This is a genomic window from Arthrobacter sp. Hiyo1 (assembly GCF_001263615.2).
Classification (GTDB): domain Bacteria; phylum Actinomycetota; class Actinomycetes; order Actinomycetales; family Micrococcaceae; genus Arthrobacter.
In genome coordinates, this window is record NZ_DF952470.1 from 516,399 (window position 1) to 519,320 (window position 2,922).

At 64.4% G+C, this 2,922-nt stretch carries 2 protein-coding genes and 1 pseudogene; all 3 read right to left on the reverse strand.

What is annotated here, in order from left to right:
• Positions 1 to 537, reverse strand: a 537-nt coding sequence (locus tag AHiyo1_RS11225; protein WP_059388619.1) for a hypothetical protein, incomplete at its 3' end; no start/stop codon positions are given.
• An 89-nt stretch (positions 538 to 626) separates the two neighbouring features.
• Positions 627 to 1,223, reverse strand: coding sequence for an alpha/beta fold hydrolase (locus tag AHiyo1_RS11230; RefSeq protein WP_059388620.1), 597 nt, complete (start codon positions 1,221 to 1,223; stop codon positions 627 to 629).
• 56 nt (positions 1,224 to 1,279) lie between these two features.
• Positions 1,280 to 2,737, reverse strand: a pseudogene (locus tag AHiyo1_RS11235) (dihydrolipoyl dehydrogenase family protein).
• Positions 2,738 to 2,922: the final 185 nt, after the last annotated feature.

Here is a 2,922-nt window from a genome sequence, read left to right on the forward strand (position 1 = left end):
GGCGTCGTACGCCAATTGCTCAAGCCGGGGGAGCCAGTCCGCAGTGTTGGCGCTGTGCCGGTCCGGGGAATCGAACACCAAGAGGTCGAGGGCAGGGTCCGCGAGGGCCAGGGCGGTCAGCAGTTCGAGGCGGCGGTCCGCAGGGAGTTGCTCGATCCACAGCCCGGCGATGTCTTCGAAGCGGTTGATCTTGAGCCACGGCTTACTGAGGAGCGCGCCGCGGTAACGGCGGGGGATGAGGGAGAGGTCTTCGGTGACGAGGTCGCGGACGCTCAGATGCTGCTCCGGCTCGTTGACGCCCGGAGCGTCAATCAGGGCGCTCGCAGCCCGGAGCTTCTTGGTTTTCGCCGTCTTGTCCCAGCTCAGGAGGCCTTTGCTGGTCTTCATCCGGCCGCTCAGAGCAAGTGCCAAGGCCGTGCGCTGGTCCTGACCGTCGCCGCTGACCAGGAGGAGCTCGCCGCGCCTGGCTTCGAGGGAAGTGGGAGGCAGGAGATCGTCCCGGCGGCCGTCGATCTGGAGTTGCTGTGCAGACAGCACAATTGGACCTTTCGCAGAACTTGTTATCTGCTCCAATCGTAACTGAACTGACCAGTCAGTTCAAATAGATCCCTTCGCCTCCTGGGAACCTAGCTGTCTGTTTGCCTTGCACGGCGAATTGGCATGAACGTGCGCGGCGGCTCCGCCGCGGCCAGAAAGTTGCTTATCAGGCCGGCGACTGTTTCCGGCTGTTCCAGTGGAAGCCCATGCGATGCGCCCGGAACGACCGCAAGTTGGCCTTCGGGCAAGGCTTCGTAGAGCGAGAGAGTGTGGGGCAAGGTGACCACGTCGTCGTCGCCGACAATGACGAGCACCGGCTGGTTAATTTGCGCGATGTCGGTGGTGGTGAGTGTCGGCTCCGTGGTGAACATCGCGACACTCTTGCTAAAGACGACATCCAGGTGTTCGGGCCCATCCGGAGACCGCTCGATGTAGGCCTTGCCCAGTTCCTGCGCAATGGGCGATTGGGGATCCAAGTCGAAGGGCACCGTGCCGTTGTAGTGGTAATTGGTACCAATGACCACGAGCTTTCGCACGAGTTCAGGCTGCCGAAGTGCGACAAGCAGGGCAACGATACCGCCGTCACTCCACCCCACCAGGTGGGCAGGGCGGTTCGCCGGGACCGCCCAGGTCTTCCACCCAGGTTGGGTGTCCGTCAATATCGAGGTGCTTGGCCATGCGGCCATTCTCCTCCCGCGTTCCCGACGCCACAACGGTTCGTCGACCGGCGGCGGCCAGGGGGTCAGAGTCCGTACTTCTCCAACAGGCGCAGCCACACCTCGCTGATGGTGGGGAACGACGGCACGGCATGCCACAGCCGGTCCAACGGCACTTCGCCCACAATCGCGATGGTGGCGCCGTGCAAAAGCTCGGCCACTCCGGGCCCGGCAAACGTCGCGCCCAGCACCACCTTCCGGTCCTCGTCCACCACCAGTTGTGCCCAGCCTTGGTAATTTTCCGAATGCAGCTGGGATCCGGACACGTTGATAGGGAGCTCAACCGAGCTTGCGTTAATGCCCTTTTGCAGCGCCTGCTTGAGGCCCGGGCCCACGGATGCCACTTCCGGATCCGTGAAGACCACGCTGGGGATCGCATATTCGTCGGCCGTCTTCGCGAGGGCGCTCCATGCCTTCGGGGTGCCGTGGAGGGTTCCTTTGGCACGGGCCACGATGCGTCGCCGGTTGCCCTGGCCTCGTACTTGCCTGATGGGTGAGGAATACCGATCCTGCGGCATCGCCGGCCGCGTAAAGCCATAGCCCGCTCGTGCCGTCGCTGGCGGCGCCCTCAACCAAGCCGCTCGAGTCCGTGGTGAGGCGCAATGGCTTGCCTTCTTCGGCGTCGAGCCCTACGTTTTCGAGTCCCAAATTATCAAGGGAAGGCCGACGACCTGTGGCCACCAGCAACTGGTCAGAGTTCAAGACCGTCCCGTCGCCGAGAGTGACGCTGAAGGCATGGTCCGGCTCGTGTTCGACCCGCGCGGTGTCGGTCCCGAGGTGCAGATCAACGCCGTCGGCCCGCAGTCCCGCAGCGACCAAATCGGCGGCTTCCTCGGGGAACGCGCTCAAGAGTCGGCCTCGGGCAACGATCGAAACCGACGAGCCTAGGCGGGCGAAAGCCTGGGCAAGTTCGACGCTGGCGACCCCTCCGCCAGCACGATGAACCGTTTAGGGATTTGCCGCACGGAGGTGGCCCCGCGGGTTGTCCAGTAGGGGACGTTGCGCAAGCCGTCGATTTTCGGGATGAGCGGTGTGGATCCGGAGGCCACCACCACGGCGTGATGGGCTTTGAGCGAGTAGCTGGTGCCGTCCTTGCCATCCACTTGGACTTCACGCGGGCCGGTGATGCGTGCCCGGCCCCGGATGAGTTCGATGCCGGTGTCCACGAGCCACTGGACCGCGCCGTCGTCCTGCCATTTGTTGGTGAAGTAGTCACGGTATTTCAGGACCGGTGCGGGATCCAGGACCTTCGTGACGGCGTCCGACGCTCCGGGCACTGATTGTGCCGTGTGCAGGGCGGTTCCCGGCCGAAGGAGCGCTTTGGACGGTATGCAGGCCCAGTAGGAGCACTCCCCGCCGACGAGCTCAGCCTCCACAATTGCGCAGGTGAGGCCGCCCCGGACCACCCGGTCTGCAACGTTTTCCCCCACAGTCCCGGCGCCGATCACGATGACATCGAATTCCCGGATATTCTCCTCAGCCATGGGAGAAGCCTACGCCCGGACACAGGCCGGGATCAGGGATCCGGCGACGGATTCTGCCGGGTCAGGTGTCCATCGCGCCTTTGAACCAGCCGGTGATGCTCGCCGGATGCGTGATGGCAGTGCCGACGACGACGGCGAACGCCCGCGTCGGAGGCCTGGCGGGCCTGTGCCGGGGTATGGATGCG

What these genes read in the sequence shown, in the direction of transcription:
- AHiyo1_RS11230 (WP_059388620.1), bottom strand. Translation starts at nt 1,223, where the DNA reads ATGGCCGCATGGCCAAGCACCTCGATATTGACGGACACCCAACCTGGG.